Origin of the sequence: Fluviicola sp. (assembly GCF_039596355.1) — a bacterium.
In the GTDB taxonomy this organism is placed as follows: Bacteria; Bacteroidota; Bacteroidia; order Flavobacteriales_D; family Crocinitomicaceae; genus Fluviicola.
Window position 1 is genome coordinate 65,529 of the sequence record NZ_JBCNJW010000004.1, and the last position, 18,131, is coordinate 83,659.

Below are 18,131 nucleotides of genomic sequence, written 5' to 3' on the forward strand. Positions count from 1 at the left end.
TCTACTATCTATAAGCTATTTCCGGTTTTCTTTTCTAAGGATGTGTTCAATCCCAATGGCTGCTCTGTTTTCACAACACCAGCAGATTCGTTTGCTTTGTCTTTAGAGAACCATCCGGATGTGTATGCGATTACCACCCCTGTAACCAGGAGGTTGATCAACGCAATCGGAATCATTTTCTTCCAACCGATGTGCATCAGCTGATCGTAGCGGAAACGCGGCAATGTCCAGCGAATCCACATGAATACGAAGATGAAGAAGAATGTTTTTCCGAAGAAAACCAGTGTTCCTAAAATTGCCAGTGTATTTCCGGAGAAATTGTCCATTCCCGGGAAGTTGTATCCTCCGAAGAACAATGCGGAAATGACTGCACAGGAAATAAACATGTTTACATATTCTGCGAACAGGAAGAACCCCAGTTTCATCGCACCGTATTCTGTGTGGTAACCACCGATCAACTCGGATTCACATTCCGGTAAGTCGAACGGAGCGCGGTTACACTCTGCCAATGCTGTGATCAGGAATACGACGAAACAGATCGGCTGTTTGAATACGTTCCAGGAGAACCATCCGTCCTGCCAGAAACCATGCTGCTGATCTACGATCTCGCGCAGGCTCAGTGATCCGGTCATCAACACAATGGTAATGACGGAAACTCCCATGGCCAATTCGTAGGAGATCATCTGTGAACTCGCACGGATTGCTCCGAAAAGGGCAAATTTGTTGTTGGAAGCCCAGCCTCCGATCATGATTCCGTATACCCCGATGGAAACCGCTCCCATGATGAAGAGGATTCCTACGTTTACGTCTGCAACCTGCAGTGCAATGGTTTCTCCGAAGATTTTCAAATCCGGCCCCCATGGAATAACCGCCCCGGTGATCAGGGAAGTAAACATGGCGATTCCCGGCCCGATAATGAAGAGCCACTTGTCGGCATTCGTTGGACGGAAATCTTCCTTGAAGAACATTTTTCCACCATCTGCCAACGGCTGCAACAAACCGAAAGGCCCCGCTCTGTCCGGACCGATACGATCCTGCATCCACGCTGCAACTTTACGCTCCATCAGCGTCAGGTAAGCTGCAATTCCCAATGTAATTGCGAAGAGCGCAACAACTATGATTAATTTTATGATCATCTTACTTTCCAGTTAGTTTTTTAGCTTCGATTTTATCGTCAGCAATGTACTGGTTCTGGGAAATCACGGAGTGACGGTTAATCACGCGTGGTCCTTCGATTTTCCACTGACTCTTGTCTTTTTTGTCGAAACGGCATTCGTTACAAATCCAGGCTGTTTTCCCGTCGATGTCTTCGATTTCACCGTACTTGTCTTTGCGACCTGTTACGCGGTAAATTTCGTCTCCGAACATCCAAACCACTGCTTTTCCGGCACATTTGGTACACTCACAGGATGCTTCCATCGGTTTGAGGAACCATACACGGCTTTTGAAACGGAATGTTTTGTCGGTCAAAGCTCCTACCGGACACACATCGATTACGTTTCCGGAGAAATCGTTGTCGATTGCTTTCTCAATGTATGTGGAGATTTCCGCATGGTCTCCGCGGTGCATGACCCCGTGAACGCGCTGGTTGGTCAACTGGTTTGCCGTGTAAACACACCGGTAACACAGGATACAACGGTTCATGTGCAACTTGATTTTGTCGCCGATATCGATCGGGTCAAACGTTCTGCGTTTTTCTTCGTAGCGCGTTCCTTCTTTTCCGTGTTCGAAACCCAAATCCTGCAAGTGGCACTCACCGGCTTGGTCACAAATCGGACAATCCAACGGGTGGTTGATTAATAAGAACTCCGTTACAGCCGCACGGTTATCGTACACGCGTTCCGAAGTTTTGTTTTTCACCACCATTCCATCGTTTACCGGAGTAGAGCAGGAAGCCACTAATTTCGGCATCGGGCGCGGATCTGCAGCTGAACCGGCAGCAACTTCTACCAGGCAGGTTCTGCATTTTCCACCACTCCCCTGCAGTTTACTGTAGTAACACATTGCAGGAGGAACTACGTCTCCGCCGATCTTGCGAGCAGCATTCAGGATCGTTGTTCCCGGTTCTACTTCTACTTCAATATCGTCAATGATAACTTTTACCATAATCGAGCTACTATTTTATACTAAAGGCATGTGATTGGAAGCAATTCCGAAGTTGCGTTTTACAGCTTCATCCGGGTGCGTCACGTGCCATTCAAATTCTTCTCTGAAGTGACGGATTGCCGCCGCTACCGGCCATGCAGCAGCATCACCCAGCGGACAAATCGTGTTTCCTTCTATTTTCTTATTGATTTCTGCCAACAAATCGATGTCGTGCATGTGTCCTTGTCCGTGTTCGATGCGGCGGAGTACTTTCTCCATCCATCCGGTTCCTTCCCGGCAAGGGGAACATTGTCCACAAGATTCATGCGCATAGAAACGTGCAAAATTCCACGTGTTTCGTACGATACACTGATCTTCGTCGAATACGATGAATCCTCCTGACCCCAGCATGGATCCGGTTGCAAAACCTCCTTCTGCCAAACTTTCGTATGACATCAAACGGTCTGTTCCTTCTGCTGTTTTGGTAATCAGGTTTGCAGGCAGGATCGGAACGGAAGATCCTCCCGGTACACACGCTTTGATTTTCTTCCCGTTTGCGATTCCTCCACACCACTCATCGGAGTAGATGAATTCTTCTACGGAAAGTCCCAGCTCGATTTCGTACACTCCTGGTTTTACCAGGTTTCCGCAAGCAGAGATCAATTTGGTTCCGGTACTTTTACCAATCCCGATTTTTGCATATTCAGCACCACCGTCGTTCACAATCGGAACTACAGCAGCAATGGATTCTACGTTATTTACCACGGTCGGGCATCCCCACAAACCTTTTACAGCCGGGAACGGCGGTTTGATACGCGGGTTTCCTCTTTTTCCTTCCAGGGACTCGATCAATGCGGTTTCTTCACCACAGATGTATGCTCCTCCTCCGGGACAGATTGCCAGGTCCAGGTCGTAGCCCGAACCCAGGATATTTTTTCCAAGGAATCCGTTTGCATAGGCTTCTGCAATCGCTTTTTCCACGATTTCCAGGACCCACATGTATTCTCCGCGGATATAAATGTATGATTGGTTACATCCCAGCGCGTAGGAAGAAACGATCATTCCTTCTACCAGCAAATGCGGGATTTTTTCCATCAGATAACGATCCTTGAAGGTTCCCGGCTCGGATTCGTCAGCATTACACAAAAGGTAACGCGGAACTCCTTCCGGCTTTGCCAGGAAAGACCATTTCATTCCTGTCGGGAATCCTGCACCACCACGACCTCTCAGTCCGGATGCCTGAACTTCTTCAACCACATTTTGCGGCGACATCGTTTTCAAAGCTTTCTCTACAGAACGGTAACCTCCGTTTTTGCGGTAAACTTCAAAAGTTTCAATTCCGGGAACGTTTACATGTTCCAATAATAGTTTTCTTCCCATTCCTATTTATCTGAATGTTCTTTACGCAAAGTATCTAACAACTCATCTACTTTCGCAGGAGTCAAATGCTCGTGGTAGTGTTTTCCGCACTGCAGCATCGGGCCGTAACCACAAGCTCCGAGGCATTCTGCTGTTTTCAGCGTAAACATTCCGTCAGCAGAGGTTTGCCCTACTTTGATATCCAATTTTTGTTCGATGTGTTCGATGATCTGGTCTGAACCAACCAGCATACAAGGTCCTGTACGGCATACTTCCAACACCACTTTTCCCGGTTTTTCGATATTGAACATCGTGTAAAAAGTGGCTACCTCATATACTTCGATCGGTTGAATATTCAACAGGCGTGCTACGTAATTCATGGTCGGTACGCTCAACCAGCCTCCGAATTCTTCTTCCGCTATGTGAAGAATACGCATCAGGGCACTTTTTTGCTTTCCTTCCGGAAAGAGCCCGATAATACGCTCTACTTCTTTCATTTTCTCAGCACTGAACTCCGGTTCCGGCTGATTCACATATTCATTTGTTGCTATCGTACTCATCTTATGCGTCCAATTCTCCTGCAATCACGTTCAAGCTACTTAATGTCAATACTGCATCTGAGATGGTTTGACCGGTAATCATTTCGGGATATGCCTGGTAATAAATAAAACAAGGTCTTCTGAACTGAAGTCTGTATGGTGTTCTTCCTCCGTCTGAAATCAGGTGGAAACCTAATTCTCCGTTTCCTCCTTCTACGGCATGGTATACTTCTCCGACCGGCACAGGTGTTTCACCCATAATGATCTTGAAGTGGTAAATCAAGGCCTCCATTTTCGTATATACGTCTGCTTTCGGAGGCAGGTAGAATTCCGGAACATCCGGTGAGAAATGTTTCCCTTCCGGAAGGTTTTTATAGGCTTGTTCGATGATTTGCAAACTCTGGCGCACTTCTTCCTGGCGCACGCAGAAACGGTCGTAGGTATCTCCCTGTGTTCCTACCGGGATGATGAAGTCGAAATCTTCATACGATGCATACGGATTCATCACGCGGACATCGTAGTCAACTCCTGCTGCACGCAGGTTTGGCCCTGTAAAACCGTAGTCCATTGCACGTTCCCCTGAAATTCCTCCGGCTCCGATTGTACGATCCATGAAGATGCGGTTGCGCAACAACAGGTTGTCGAATTCCTGGAAGCGTTTCGGGAACTCTTTCAGGAACTTTTGCAGTTTGGTATGGAAAGTCGGTGAGAAATCACGCTCAAACCCACCGATACGACCGATGTTGGTTGTTAAACGTGCCCCACATACTTCTTCAAACAATTCATAGATTTTTTCGCGTTCCTGGAACATGTAGGTAAATCCTGTCAATGCTCCGGTATCTACCCCGATGACGGAATTACATACCAGGTGGTCTGCGATACGTGACAATTCCATGATGATCACACGCATATAGTCTACGCGCTTCGGAACTTCCACACCGATCAGTTTTTCCATCGTCATTTCCCATCCCATGTTGTTGATCGGGGAAGAACAATAATTCAATCGGTCTGTGATCGGAGTGATCTGGTTGTAAGGTCTGCGTTCAGCCAGCTTTTCAAAAGCGCGGTGAATGTACCCTACAGTTTGAACGGAACCTAAGATTTTCTCCCCGTCAACCGTCAAAACGTTCTGGAAAATTCCGTGCGTTGCCGGGTGCGTAGGCCCTAAGTTCAGCGTTGCAATTTGTCCGTCGATGGTTTCATCGGCAAACAAGCTTTTATTTTTGGGAGTATCGCTCATAGTTTCTTTATTAGCTACTCTGATTCTTGATTTACTAATTAACGACCGAAGTAACGATCGTCTTTATCTTCTCTCGTTCCGTCTTCCAGGTGGTATTCTTTACGCATCGGGAAGTAATCCATTGAATCTTCATTCAGGATTCGCGTCAAATTTGGATGTCCTTCGAAGATCACTCCAAAGAAATCGTATGTTTCACGCTCCAGCCAGTTTGCACCTACATAGATGTCTGTGATAGTCTGAATGGATGGATTTTCAATCGGAAGAAATGCACGAATCCGCAGACGCACATTGTGGATGAAGGAATGAACCTGGTAGTTTATACAGATTTCACGACCTTTGTTATCCGGGTAATGCACTGCTCCAAGTAGTGTCAGGAACGACATTTTCAGCACCTCATCTGTTTTCAACCAGGAAATCAAATCGTGTGCTTTGTCAGCAGGCACTTCAACAGTCAAAAAACCGTACGGTTCTTCGTGTTTCAGGATTGCATCGCCGAACTTGTCCTGCAGACGAGCCAAGACCATTTCATTTGTCAATTTATTGCTCATCGTTCAAATCGTATTTCTTCAACAAATGCTTGTATTCATCCGAATAACGGCGGCGCAATGATTCGCTTTTCACCAAGCGGTGAATGTTCATACAGCCTTCGATGATTTGCTCCGGTCTTGGCGGGCATCCCGGAACGTAAACGTCTACCGGAATCACGCGGTCAATTCCCTGCAATACCGAGTAAGTATCAAAAATCCCTCCTGAAGAAGCACATGCACCGACAGACAAAACCCATTTTGGCTCTGCCATCTGCTCATATACCTGTTTCAGGACAGGAGCTAATTTTTTCGAGATTGTCCCGGCAACGATCAATAAATCTGCCTGGCGGGGAGAAAAGGACATCCGTTCCATTCCGAAACGCGCCACGTCGTAGTTACTTCCCATGGTCCCCATGTATTCGATACCACAGCAAGAGGTAGCGAAAGGAAGCGGCCAAACCGAGTTTGCACGAGCAGCTCCAATCACCTTGTCAAGCAATGTCAATTGAAACCCTTCTCCATTAATGGTTTCTACACCATTGATAATTTCTACTTTTCCCATTCTAAAGCACCTTTTTTAAGTACGTAGAAAAATCCTGTAAGGAAGAATGCCACGAAAACAATTACTGCGATCAATCCGTCTGACTGCAGGAAATGGAAATTCACTGCATACGGGTAGAAGAAAATCACTTCCACATCGAAAAGCACGAATAAAATTGCAGTTAACAAATAACGGATGGAGATCGGGAAACGAGCGTTTCCAACTTCTTCAATACCACACTCCCAGTTGGAATTTTTCTTTTTACCTAATAGTTTAGGACCAAGCAAAGGAGCCACCACCAGAACTGTAATAACAAATCCTAAAGCAACGGCTGCCTGAAGCAATATTGGTAAGTAATCTTCTGCAGAAGACATAATCACTAGTTTTAAGACTCGCGAATTTAATACATTTTAACAAGAACACCCGGCGCAAAAATCTATTTAGATTTAATCTAAATTACCGGTAACTAATTCCCAAACGCCCCGAAATCGCTGGTCGATGAAAAGTGTTGGTCGGGCGAAGATAATGGCTGATTGGTAAGAAAGCTTTCATGCAACCTTCCTGAAATATGCCTCGTAAGATCAGTATGGCGGTTGAAATTTTTCTTTCTTATGACGTTAGTATGCTCCGGTAAAATGCACCCGGGAAGAAAGAACCGGAGGCTTGTTAAACTTTGATTTCCAGATAGCATCGTATTACAATCTACATATATTTGCACTTCTAACTGCATGTAACATGGCTAAACGATTACTAATCTCTTCTAAATCATTCCTTACATTATTGATTTTTTACGTTGGATTTTCCTGTTTTTATGGGTTTTCCCAGGCAGGCGCCAATGATCCCTTATTCAATACTGCCGATCCCGGTTTTGGAATTGGTGACGGTGCGGATAATTGGGTAGATGCAACTGTTTTATTACCGGATGGCAAATATTTAATCGGAGGGGCATTTGCAAAATACAACGATGTGCGCTGCGAGGGAATCATGCGCATCAATCACGACGGATCGATTGACCCGACGTGGAATGTTGGCGGAACCGGAGCAACAACCTCAACATACGGAGAGGTTTACAATATCGACGTTCAGCCGGATGGTAAAATCATCATTGTAGGTGATTTCACCAAATACAATGGGGTGACCCGAAACCGGATTGCCCGTTTGAATGCAGATGGTACATTAGATCTGTCATTTAATCCCGGAACCGGACTGAATAATCTCACTTCAGAAATCGTTTTGCTGCCGGACGGCAAAATGCTGGTAGGAGGTTCTTTCACAACCGTCAATGGAACGCCCTGTGTTGGTATCGCCCGGTTAAACAGCGACGGAAGTCTCGATCCGACGTTTAATTCGGGCGGAAGTGGTGTGAGCAGTGCCGGAAGCAGTTATTCGAATACCGTATGCGCCATCACCGTTCTGACTGATGGCAGAATCTATATTGGCGGAGCATTTACGTATTACAACGGCAATACCCGCATTCGTGAAGCCATTCTCTATGCTGACGGTTCACTTGATCCGACATTCGTAACAGGATCCGGAACCGGAGGACCTAACGCAACCGTTCAGGATGCAATTCAGCAACCCGATGGAAAATTGGTCATCATTGGTGATTTTAACAATTACAACGGTATTGCACGAAACTTTATCGCACGCATTAACCTTGACGGGACGCTTGATATGACTCTGAATCCATCTTATAGTTCATCCATCGGGTTCAACAATGGATTGCGCACAGTGAACATATTACCCGACGGCGATATCCTTGCAAGCGGTCAGGCATCAGCTTATAGCGGAACAACGATTTCCAAAATAGCCCGTTTGAATGCTGACGGATCACTGGATGCCGGATTTAGCACCGGAACCGGTTTCACTTCTCCGGGTTACAGTACGTATGTAGACATCAGCTTGCCACAGGCAGATGGAAAAATACTGGTAGGCGGAACGTTTAAATATCTGAATGGCCAGTACTACCGGAATTTAGTGCGCTTGAATGCCGACGGAACACTGGACCCTTCTTTCAATTCCGGTTCCGGTTTCAATAGTGGCGCAGTAAATAGTGTCAAAGAACTACCGGATGGTACATTGATCGTTGGAGGCGAGTTTAACCGGTTCAATGGCGTTACCAGGGAAGGATTGGTAAAACTGAACGCTGACGGAACACTCAATACATCTTTTCCCATAACCAATTTTGCTACCGGCGGAGATTTCAGATGTGTGCGAAAAGTCATTATTCAACCGGATGGAAAAATTTTGATCGCAGGAAGTTTTTACGGGATCAATGGTTCATCCCGGAAATGTATTGCGCGCCTGAATGCCGATGGGACTCTTGAGACGGCATTTAGTCCGAACGTAACCATCTCGGACACCATCCATGCCATGGTGCTTCAACCGGACGGAAAAATAATCATCGGAGGAAAATTTTCTGCGGTTGATGGAGTTTCCCGGTCAAATATCGCACGATTAAATGCAGACGGAACACTGGATGCAACCTTTACGGTCGGATCCGGCTTTCTTCTTACGGTGCGTTCCCTGGCACTTCAATCGGATGGGAAAGTACTTGTCGGCGGAGATTTTACCTATTACGCTTCAACCGCGATCAACCGCATTGCACGCTTAAATACCAACGGAACATTAGATGCCACATTCAATGTTGGAAATGGCTGCAATAATGTTGTGAATTCAATCGCTGTTCAGCCGGACGGAAAAATTCTGATCGGCGGAAAGTTTAACACCTTTAACTCAACAATTGCACCCCGATTGACGCGGGTTTTAACAAACGGAAGCCCTGATCCGTCATTTGCCATTGGAACCGGGTTCAACACAACCGTTTCTGAAATTTACTTAAAGGATGACGGGAAGATTTTTGTTGGCGGACAGTTTACCACCTTTAACGGGAATGCACGAAAAGGTGTGATTTGCCTGAACCCGGGAGGCTCCGAGAATACTTCGTTTCAATTCGGAACGGGAGTAACTGCCAATACCGATGTCCGATCTATTTTGCAGTTGAGCAACAACAAAATGCTAATCGGAGGTGATTTCACTTCTTATAATGAAATCGGTCGCAACCGGATGGCCTGGTTAAACAGTCCGGCGAACACGTACAATACAATCACTCAAACGGTGTGTAACTCGTATACCGGCCCTTCGGGAACAAATTATACCTCATCGGGGACTTATTCGGATGTGATTCCGAATGCTGCAGGTACAGATAGTATCATCACGCTTCAACTTACCATAAATCCTACTATTTATCATTCGGATGTTGTGACAAGTTGCGGACCTTACACCTGGAGTAATGGCGTGACCTACTTCAGTAATACAACCGTTTCACAGACATTAAGCAGCCAGGCAGGATGTGATTCAATCGTTACGTTACAGCTAACGGTTCATCAACCCAGTTCCGGAATCCAGGTTGTGTCAGCATGTGATTCGTACGTATGGATCAACGGAGTTATTTATTATGCAAGTACTTCTACACCGACTTATACCCTCACCAATTCACAAGGCTGCGACTCAATTGTAACACTCCATTTGACCATTCATGTACCTACTTCCGGAACACAGGTCGTTTCAGCGTGCGAATCCTATACCTGGATAGACGGAATTACGTATTCTTCCAATAATTCTTCTGCAACATATCATTTGCAAAACAGTTTTGGCTGTGATTCTGTGGTTAACCTTCAATTGACCATCCTGCAATCATCCGGAAGCGTGGAAGAGGTAACTGCCTGCGGAGAATATACCTGGGCCGATGGGATAACATATACGTCTTCCACCAATTCACCGACTCGTGTACTTCCCAATGCTCTGGGTTGTGACTCTGTGATTTCACTTCACTTGACGATCCTTCCATTATCAGGAAGTGTGGAAGAAGTAAGCGCTTGTGGAGAATACACCTGGATCAATGGAGTAACATACACGGCTTCTACCAATTCACCGACGCTTGTATTTCCAAATGCAGCGGGCTGCGACTCTGTTATTTCCCTTCATTTGACAATCCATCCCCTACCTGCGGTTTCCGCGTTAGAGAATGGAGACGGAACAATCAGTGCTTCAGGCTTCGGGACTTACCAATGGATCGATTGTGCTACAAACACGATTCTGGTGAACGAAACCAATGCCTTGTTTACTCCAACTTCAGACGGATCATACGCGGTAATTATCACCGATACGGAAGGCTGCGAAGACACTTCGTCCTGCATCGTGATTGACTATTTAGGTCTGAGCAAAGGTGTTTTATCAAACGCATCCATTCATCCGAATCCAACAGTGGATTTGGTCACAATTGATTTTCCGGGCGGAAAGGCTCAATTAACCGTTCATGACGCTCAGGGGAAGTCCATTTTTTCAAAAGAAATAGCAACCGGAGAAAAAGTTTCGTTGCAACATGAGGAGGCCGGAGTTTACATTTTTACGCTGGATACCGAATCGGGTAAAAAAATAGCGCGTGTCGTGAAATGGTAATGAAATGCTGAATTTATCAGCGCATGATGAACGGAACGTTGATAGTCAGGTTGACATAATCGTTTCCGAGGTTGAAGGGATTGTGGTTGAAACCGAAGGTATGGATGTAGGTCAGGTCGACAAAACTCAGCAAAGAAAAACCGATTTCTGCAGAAATCCGGTTGTCGGTTCTGCCGTTCCAATCCGTATAGCAGAGATATCCCGCACGGATCACACCGAAGTAATACCCGTATTCCAGCGTTACTTTCGGCGCCATGAGTAAATCCTTCGACAACCTGAAATCCGAGCCGACAGCAAATCCCACATGCTTAAACGGCAGATATTCCGTTTCGTGCCACCCGAAGTGGAAGGCTCCGCCAACGAATCCATCTTTTCCCTGCATGTAGTTCACCCGCAAACCTCCGATCCGGAAATCCGGGTCTATGCCAAACTCTTCTCCGAAGGATTCTCTGCTTTGCGCCTGAACCGGTTCAAAGACCAGGAAAACCAGCAGAAATAAGGTCATGTACTTTTTCATCTGTTTCAATTTAGCTGTTTTGGTTGAATCATGTTATTTCCACAAGGCCCCGGTTTTCCAGAAATGATTCGAAATCGGGATGGATAAGGTCACATTCAGGTTGGAGGAACGCATCCGGAAAGGATCTCCGTTGAAGCCGAACGCATGCAGGTAGGTAATATCTAAAAATCCCAGGATGGAAAACCCGGCTTCGATAAATAGGCGGTGTTCCGAGCGCGACCTGAAGTCGGTATAGTATTGATGCCCCACTCTTCCGACCAGAACCAGGTAACGGTATTCGAAAGAGAGTTTCGGCGCGTAAACGGTTTCTGCGCCGGAGATTTTGAAGTCGATTCCGGCAGAAAATCCGATGTGTTCGATGGGCAAGTCGTAACTTCTGCACCACCAGATCACCGGAACAGCCACCCCGAGGTAGTCGTATTTTCCCTTCATGTAGTTCACGCGGGCTTCAACGGAGAAGCGGTTGTATCTGTGTCCATAATCCGGGTTTACTCCCAGCGTGCGGCGAACAGCAAGGGAATCATACAATATAAGACTATCCGGAAGAACATTTCCCCTGCTCCCAAAGGCATTCAAAGCAGCTGCAATCACTAGTCCCAAAATTCCATTTTTCATCGCTGATATACAAAAAGGTTCCAGCGAAAATAGCGGGATTGGAAAGAAAGGGCGTTGCGATTTTCCGTACTTGGTTTTCAGCGGGACGGGATGGAGCGATTTATATGAATTATGAGTTGCGTTTTTACACACTTGTTACCAGTACATATTCACATCATCATTTCCTCCAGGTGAAACAAAAAAGTATCAATACCTGTAGTAGTTGCTCCTCCTCTAACAGCCTCCCATTTAAATATGTAATGACCTGACAATCTTTGCAAATAATCTCCGGAAAGATCTACACATCCATTCAATACTATTCCTTCAATCCAAGGATCTCCACTATTAAAATTATAATTTGGAGTCTCATCTAAATTACACACCTTATATCTAAAGGTATCATTCCCATCAAAACAAGATTGGTTTTTAAAATTCCATCGCATTTGCATTAATGGCAAAGCCCTGATTTCATAATCTTGTTGATTATTTCTAACCAAATGCACATAGGTTGGTGCTTTGATTAACGAATAAGAACCAGTATAATTAACAAATTGCAACGAAGAATAATCAAAAGAAAGATCATAGTGGTAATTTTTGTTTTTACGAGGTGCAAAAGCAATGGAAGCAGAACCATTTGCATCCGTCATTCCTTCCAGCACAAAATCCGTATATTCTATCTCTCCCAACTTTCCATTTTTAGACTTGTACTCCCGGATGGTATATTTTACTCCTGAAATAGGCTCATCGCTATACGGAATATGTGCTTTAATCGCAAACTCAATGGGATGATCCTTATCCAACTTTTTGCAGGAAAAGCATGTGAGCCCAACAAAAACGAATAGTAGCAGTTTCATAGCAATTGTTTTTCTCAAAAATGAGCATAATTTCCCAATTATGAGTTGCGATTTTCCGTACTTGATCGTTAATACTGCAGGAAAACTTCATTCGTCACTCCAGGCTGTAAGAAAAATGTATCGATATAGGTTGTGACCTGGTTGTTTCGGGTCACTTCGATTTGGTAAAATAATGTCCCTGATAATCTATCATCAAATACTCCATCAAACAAAGACCCACAACCATTAAAGTAGTTACCCCAAACCGAAATATACTCAAAAGACTGATTTGGAAACTCATCATAATTGAATGTTTTAAACCTCATTTTATCATTGGTATCAAAACAATTCACATTTTCAACCTTGAAGTGTACGCTACAATGTGGTAAGGCTCGGATTTCATAATCTTGTTGATCATTACGTACCAAATGCACATAAGTTGGTGCTTTGATTAACGAATAAGAACCGGAATAATTTGCAAATTGCATAGACGAATAGTCAAACGTCAGATCATAATAATAATTCTTGCTCTTTCGTGGAGCAAAAGCAATGGAAGCAACTCCATTTGCATCCGTCATTCCTTCCAGCACAAAATCCGTGTATTCCACCTCTCCCAGTTTTCCTTTCTTGAATTTGTATTCCCGGATCGTGTATTTGATTCCTGAGATAGGCTCACCATTATAGGGAATATGTGCCTTGATTGCAAATTCAATGGGGTTGTCCTTGTCCAACTTTTTACAGGAAAAGCATGTAACTCCGACAAAAACGAATAGTAGCAGTTTCATAGCAATTTTTTCTCAAAAATGAGCATAATTTCCCAGTTATGAGTTGCGATTTTCCGTACTTGATCGTTAATACTGCAAAAAAACTTCATTCATCACTCCAGGCTGCAAGAAAAATGTATCGATATAGGTTGTAATCTGGTTGTTTCGGGTCACTTCGATTTGGTAAATTTGATGACCAGATAAAATACTACTATTCGTAATCTCACCCAAAAAACCACATCCGTTAAAATAGTTACTGTAAGGAATATATTGAAATTGTTGATTTGGCTCTTCTTCCAAATGATATACTCTATATCTCATTTTATCATTTGCATCAAAACAATTCACATTCTCAATCTTAAAATGCATACCACAATGTGGTAAAGCTCTTATCTCATAATCTTGTTGATCATTTCTAACCAAATGCACATAGGTTGGTGCTTTGATTAACGAATAAGAACCGGAATAATTTGCAAATTGCATCGAAGAATAATCAAACGTCAGATCATAATAATAATTCTTGCTCTTACGAGGTGCAAAGGCAATAGAAGCAACTCCATTTGCATCCGTCATTCCTTCCAGCACAAAATCCGTGTACTCCACCTCTCCCAGTTTTCCCTTCTTGGATTTGTATTCACGGATCGTGTACTTCACTCCTGAAATGGGTTCACCGCTATAGGGAATATGTGCCTTGATTGTAAATTCAATGGGATTATCCTTGTCCAACTTTTTACAGGAAAAGAATGAAAACAATAAACAACAAGCGATTACTGTTCTACCAATATATTCTTTGTAACACATAATCCGTTCTTTAGTAGTTTGACCATATAGAATCCTGGTTTCAGCTCATGCATCACTTCCTCTCCGAAAGATACGTCCTTTTGGAACAATTCTTTTCCTGAAAGATCGAAAATTTGAACTAGTACCTGTTCTCCCGAAGCAATTTCTCCCCACCGAATAAAGAAACTGTGTTTCGACGGGTTCGGAAAGAGTGAGACCATTTCCGGCTTGTCTGTGAGGGAATTCCTGTATTCATCCTCTTCTCCCAAATTGTTTTCCGAAGTTCCCGGATTCGAATGGTTCGACAATGACTTCTCACAGGTAATGTCCCCGATATAAGCATGAAAATCAGACCCATTTTGAATGTGTACTCCCGGTGTGAAATGGATTTCTTTTACAGCTTGTGCATCCACCACAGCATTGGGTTCCACCACCAGATCTACAAAATCCGTCTTTTGAGTAACATGATTTCCCAAATGAATGGTATTCCCCGCCTCGTAATCTACCCGGTAAGAATATCCCGAACGGGTATAGAACCCAATCCGCAAGTTTTGCAGGAACACATGATCCGGTTCGGATTCCTCCATCACAAAATTTTTCTGGATAGCCTTGATCGGTGAGTCGATTCCCGCGTATGCATTTGGATCCTTCCGGTTCCCGGTGAGGTGTTCCGTGTTTTCATTCCAGCAAAACAAGGCATCAAATACAGTATAGTCGTAATGATTCCCGGGATAACCCAAATGCGGATAACCATAGTAGTTTGATGCATTTATAGGGTTTCCCAAATTTGCACTCACTTCATTATCATACATTAATTTCCGATTTTTAAAATTGTAATCCGGGTATCCATTATTTAAACTGCTATTCAAATCTTTTACATCATGAGTCAACACGGTCGGTGTAAATGAAAACAGGTAATCTTCTGTTATATCCGGAGCTCCTGTTAATTCCGATTGCAATTCATCGATAATATTCCGGATCGGGTTGTCTTCAATGAAAATGATTCCTCCGGGAGCGTTATCCAATACCAACGGATCCTTTGTTTTGGCTTCATAGGCCACTTTCCAGGGCTTGAAAAGCTGTTTGAACTCGTAATAAAACACCCGTTGTATTCCGTGTTTGAGGAAAGTCGCTTCAAACCTCCGGTCTACCCAACCCATCAGCGAACCATTTTGTTTGAAAAAGACCGCTCCCGTTTCATTGGGATAAGGAAGATGATTACACGAAAAATTTGAAAAATCGTAATCCGGTGTGGACGACCCGTTTGAAATAGAAATCATCCGCTGGAAGGAAGGAAACCCTAAGCGATGGCCATTCTTAGAATGATTGTAAGTAGTATGTTTCGCCAGATAAGATGTTCGGTAATCACTCGGACCCTGTCCCGGATTATCCCCGGAACCAGTACTTGTATGAAAATAGTGAAGCAGCTGCTTCGACAAAGGCGCATTCAAAATATAATGTAAAGCATAGGTTGTATAATCTGTAAATATATTATTGTACTCGTACTCCCATAAATATTCTACGGCATGCTGCATTCCCAACGGGACATTGGCTCCACCGTGTTCTCCGTCATTGGAAATGTATAAGCGGGTATGCGGATGCGGACCGTTTGCATGCAAATGTTTGTACTCCATTTTTTGTAACGCCAGGCGGGTCGCAAGCGAACCGGCACTGAATCCCATAATCACATTTTCCTGGTAGGAATCATTTTGAAATTTCCGGTTATTTACCAAGCTGATCAATTGTTCCAATAATTCAGCATTTTTCTCCACATAAGCATTCGGAGGAAAGAACTGGCAAATAATCACATCGAATCCTTCGTCATGTAAGTTCTCGATCAACCCAGCCTGATTGAATTGATTCGCTAGCTTTCCTATAGATGCAGGCCAATTTCTGGCATTATTTATTGATGCCTTATCTGTATGTGTTCCCCAACCCGCCACCATAATGAATGGCTTCCGTAGTTTATTGTCCGAACAGGCGTAATAGGTAGAGAATTTCAAATCAGGGGAGTAAATGGATGAAGATGTATAATTATCAGGATAAAGTGTTTCGTAAGCAATAAAATGCTGATTTACAACAGACTTTGAAACACTTCTCGGATTCATCTCCACTTCCTGCGTTACCTGAACCAGTTCCTGGTCGGAGAAATGAATGATAAAGGTCAGTTTCTGTTTTCCCCGCAGCCAATCGCTCAGATCTATGCTGGAATTGAAATACAGCAATTTGGTTTCATTGCGGCTTTGCACTTCCACAAAATCAATAGTTCTGCCGGCATTTCCGAAGAAGGTGTTTTCATTTAATTCCAACAACACGTTGTTGTAGGCGAAGGAATCGAGGAAAACGGAAGCATACAAGACTTTATTTTCGACCAGATCATTCGGAAGCACTTTCCGGTAAGGATTCGCGCCCGAAGTTGTTCTGAATTCTTCCGAAACAGCGGGTTTCAATGCGTTAATGTTTAAATCGACCACATAGAACGGGATGCGCAACTGACCGTATTCATCCAGGGAATAGAAATGATCGTAGACCGGGAACAGCACCGAGTCGCGGTGAAAACTTCCTGACCTATCCCACCAGTTCATCAGGGTGAACAGACCTAAAATTCCATTTCCACTGCATTGAATCGGTTGATTGTGATAAACCAACTTGTTGAAAACGGAATCTTCCAATTCAAGAGTCGCATTCCGGAAATACGGATTGGGCCACTGGCTGAAATCGGTATTGGAATAAGCATACTGCATCATCTTCAACGGGTTTTCAAAAACCAGCGTATCTGATTGCCCCCAAACCGGGGAACTCATTAACAATAGCCATCCTGCAATCAACTGTTTCATGGGTTACGGCTTTAGTTGTTGTTGCAGCTGCAAAATCAATTCCTGCTGTTGATTCACTAATTGAGACTGCTGATCCAGCTGATTTTTCATCTGAAGCAGGTAGAGCGTCAATTCTTCCACTTTTTCCATGAGCATGACGTTGCTTTCTGCCAGGTTGATTCCCTGTTCTTCCAGTTCGCAAGCTTCCGGAACGTTTGGAAGGTGATTGTTTGCCCGGATGTAAGCTCCCAATTCTTCCAGGGGCATCAGGTTATATGATTCTTCAAAAACATAATCCGGCCAGGCTTCCAGGTTGACTTTCACTTCCCGTGCATAAAGCAGTCCGGTGTTGTCCAGTTCCAGTAATTTGTATGGAACCGGATTTCCCTGAACCAGTTTATCGACAATCAGCGGATGTGTATTTCTATTGACTGCGGTCGTGATGTGGAGCTTCGATTCCGGATTGTTCTGCCCTATTCCGACTTTTACATCCGGGGCGCATTGGCTGCTCGTGTACAATTTTCCCGGGCCGTTTAGCCAGGTAGGAGCTGCGGGTGAAATGTAACCGTCTGCATCGTCTTTACACGGAGATGCTGCCGTAGCTGATTCGGAATAAACCAGGCTTTTCAAATCTCCCCCGTTTTTGAATTTCCCGTTTGCATTGATCAGCAGCACTCCGTCTCCGGCCAGCGTGGAATCACCGAGGGACTTCACTTTCAAGTCTCCTTCTTTAATGACTGTGGTTCCGACCAGCGTGGTTGCTCCCGAAACTTTCAGATCGTCTTTGAAGACTGCTTTTCCGGCTACTTTCAAATCTCCTTTGATGTGCGCCGTTTTATTGACAATAATGGAATCTTTGATGGTCAGCATGGAGTCGATGCGGGCAGAACCGTTGACTTGTAGTTTCGCTGACGGAGCGGTCGTTCCGATTCCTACATTTCCATTGGAAGGAAGCGTATTGGTTTGTGCGATGGTGTGGTTGCAAAGAAGTAATAGGTTACAGCAAATAAGTGCCCAAAGGCGTCCGTGAATAGTGTTTTGCATATCTGTGAAGTAATAGTTATGGTTTCAATCT

At 44.4% G+C, this 18,131-nt stretch carries 16 protein-coding genes; 1 reads left to right on the forward strand and 15 read right to left on the reverse strand.

From position 1 onward, the window contains the following. Nucleotides 1-8: 8 nt before the first annotated feature. From nuoH to ABDV94_RS10225, 8 genes are read right to left on the reverse strand one after another with little or no spacing between them, the layout of a single operon-like run. On the reverse strand, nt 9-1,136 hold the full coding sequence (nuoH, locus tag ABDV94_RS10190; protein WP_343747070.1) for an NADH-quinone oxidoreductase subunit NuoH: 1,128 nt from the start codon (nt 1,134-1,136) through the stop codon (nt 9-11). Nucleotide 1,137: 1 nt separating this feature from the next. Then, nucleotides 1,138-2,106 (reverse strand): 2Fe-2S iron-sulfur cluster-binding protein, encoded by a 969-nt coding sequence (locus ABDV94_RS10195; RefSeq protein ID WP_343747071.1) that lies wholly within the window; start codon nt 2,104-2,106, stop codon nt 1,138-1,140. Nucleotides 2,107-2,121: 15 nt separating this feature from the next. Further along, the gene (gene nuoF / locus ABDV94_RS10200) at nt 2,122-3,465 is read right to left on the reverse strand and encodes an NADH-quinone oxidoreductase subunit NuoF (protein WP_343747072.1); all 1,344 of its coding nucleotides are present in this window, start codon (nt 3,463-3,465) and stop codon (nt 2,122-2,124) included. A 2-nt stretch (nt 3,466-3,467) separates the two neighbouring features. Then, a complete protein-coding gene (locus ABDV94_RS10205) occupies nt 3,468-4,004 on the reverse strand; it encodes an NAD(P)H-dependent oxidoreductase subunit E (protein WP_343747073.1) in 537 nt (178 codons plus the stop codon). Nucleotide 4,005: 1 nt separating this feature from the next. Next, nucleotides 4,006-5,223: an NADH-quinone oxidoreductase subunit D gene (locus ABDV94_RS10210; RefSeq protein ID WP_343747074.1), complete on the reverse strand. Its 1,218-nt coding sequence runs from the start codon at nt 5,221-5,223 to the stop codon at nt 4,006-4,008. A 38-nt stretch (nt 5,224-5,261) separates the two neighbouring features. After that, the gene (locus ABDV94_RS10215; RefSeq protein ID WP_343747075.1) at nt 5,262-5,771 is read right to left on the reverse strand and encodes an NADH-quinone oxidoreductase subunit C; all 510 of its coding nucleotides are present in this window, start codon (nt 5,769-5,771) and stop codon (nt 5,262-5,264) included. After that, nucleotides 5,761-6,312 (reverse strand): NADH-quinone oxidoreductase subunit B, encoded by a 552-nt coding sequence (locus ABDV94_RS10220; RefSeq protein ID WP_343747076.1) that lies wholly within the window; start codon nt 6,310-6,312, stop codon nt 5,761-5,763. Before ABDV94_RS10220 ends, ABDV94_RS10215 begins: the two co-directional genes overlap by 11 nt. Continuing rightward, the gene (locus tag ABDV94_RS10225; RefSeq protein WP_343747077.1) at nt 6,300-6,665 is read right to left on the reverse strand and encodes an NADH-quinone oxidoreductase subunit A; all 366 of its coding nucleotides are present in this window, start codon (nt 6,663-6,665) and stop codon (nt 6,300-6,302) included. Before ABDV94_RS10225 ends, ABDV94_RS10220 begins: the two co-directional genes overlap by 13 nt. A 361-nt stretch (nt 6,666-7,026) precedes the next feature. Here ABDV94_RS10225 and ABDV94_RS10230 point away from each other — a divergent pair, with 361 nt between their 5' ends. After that, on the forward strand, nt 7,027-10,752 hold the full coding sequence (locus tag ABDV94_RS10230) for a T9SS type A sorting domain-containing protein (protein ID WP_343747078.1): 3,726 nt from the start codon (nt 7,027-7,029) through the stop codon (nt 10,750-10,752). Between the two features lie 16 nt (nt 10,753-10,768). On the opposite strand, the gene ABDV94_RS10235 is transcribed toward ABDV94_RS10230, so the two are convergent. The 7 genes from ABDV94_RS10235 to ABDV94_RS10265 all read right to left on the reverse strand — a co-directional run bounded on the left by ABDV94_RS10235 (nt 10,769) and on the right by ABDV94_RS10265 (nt 18,100). After that, nucleotides 10,769-11,269, reverse strand: a complete 501-nt coding sequence (locus tag ABDV94_RS10235) for a hypothetical protein (RefSeq protein ID WP_343747079.1) — start codon at nt 11,267-11,269, stop codon at nt 10,769-10,771. A gap of 33 nt (nt 11,270-11,302) precedes the next feature. Further along, nucleotides 11,303-11,884 carry a hypothetical protein gene (locus ABDV94_RS10240; protein ID WP_343747080.1) on the reverse strand — a complete coding sequence of 194 codons (582 nt, stop codon included), beginning with the start codon at nt 11,882-11,884 and terminating at the stop codon, nt 11,303-11,305. A gap of 149 nt (nt 11,885-12,033) precedes the next feature. Next, nucleotides 12,034-12,717, reverse strand: coding sequence for a hypothetical protein (locus ABDV94_RS10245; protein ID WP_343747081.1), 684 nt, complete (start codon nt 12,715-12,717; stop codon nt 12,034-12,036). 68 nt (nt 12,718-12,785) lie between these two features. Then, entirely contained in the window at nt 12,786-13,481 is a 696-nt protein-coding gene (locus ABDV94_RS10250) for a hypothetical protein (RefSeq protein ID WP_343747082.1), read from the reverse strand. Nucleotides 13,482-13,547: 66 nt separating this feature from the next. Continuing rightward, nucleotides 13,548-14,261 (reverse strand): hypothetical protein, encoded by a 714-nt coding sequence (locus ABDV94_RS10255; protein ID WP_343747083.1) that lies wholly within the window; start codon nt 14,259-14,261, stop codon nt 13,548-13,550. Further along, nucleotides 14,228-17,077, reverse strand: a complete 2,850-nt coding sequence (locus ABDV94_RS10260) for a T9SS type A sorting domain-containing protein (RefSeq protein ID WP_343747084.1) — start codon at nt 17,075-17,077, stop codon at nt 14,228-14,230. The genes ABDV94_RS10255 and ABDV94_RS10260 overlap by 34 nt, the downstream gene beginning before the upstream one ends. Before the next feature lie 3 nt (nt 17,078-17,080). Beyond that, a complete protein-coding gene (locus tag ABDV94_RS10265; RefSeq protein WP_343747085.1) occupies nt 17,081-18,100 on the reverse strand; it encodes a polymer-forming cytoskeletal protein in 1,020 nt (339 codons plus the stop codon). Between the last annotated feature and the right edge of the window lie 31 nt (nt 18,101-18,131).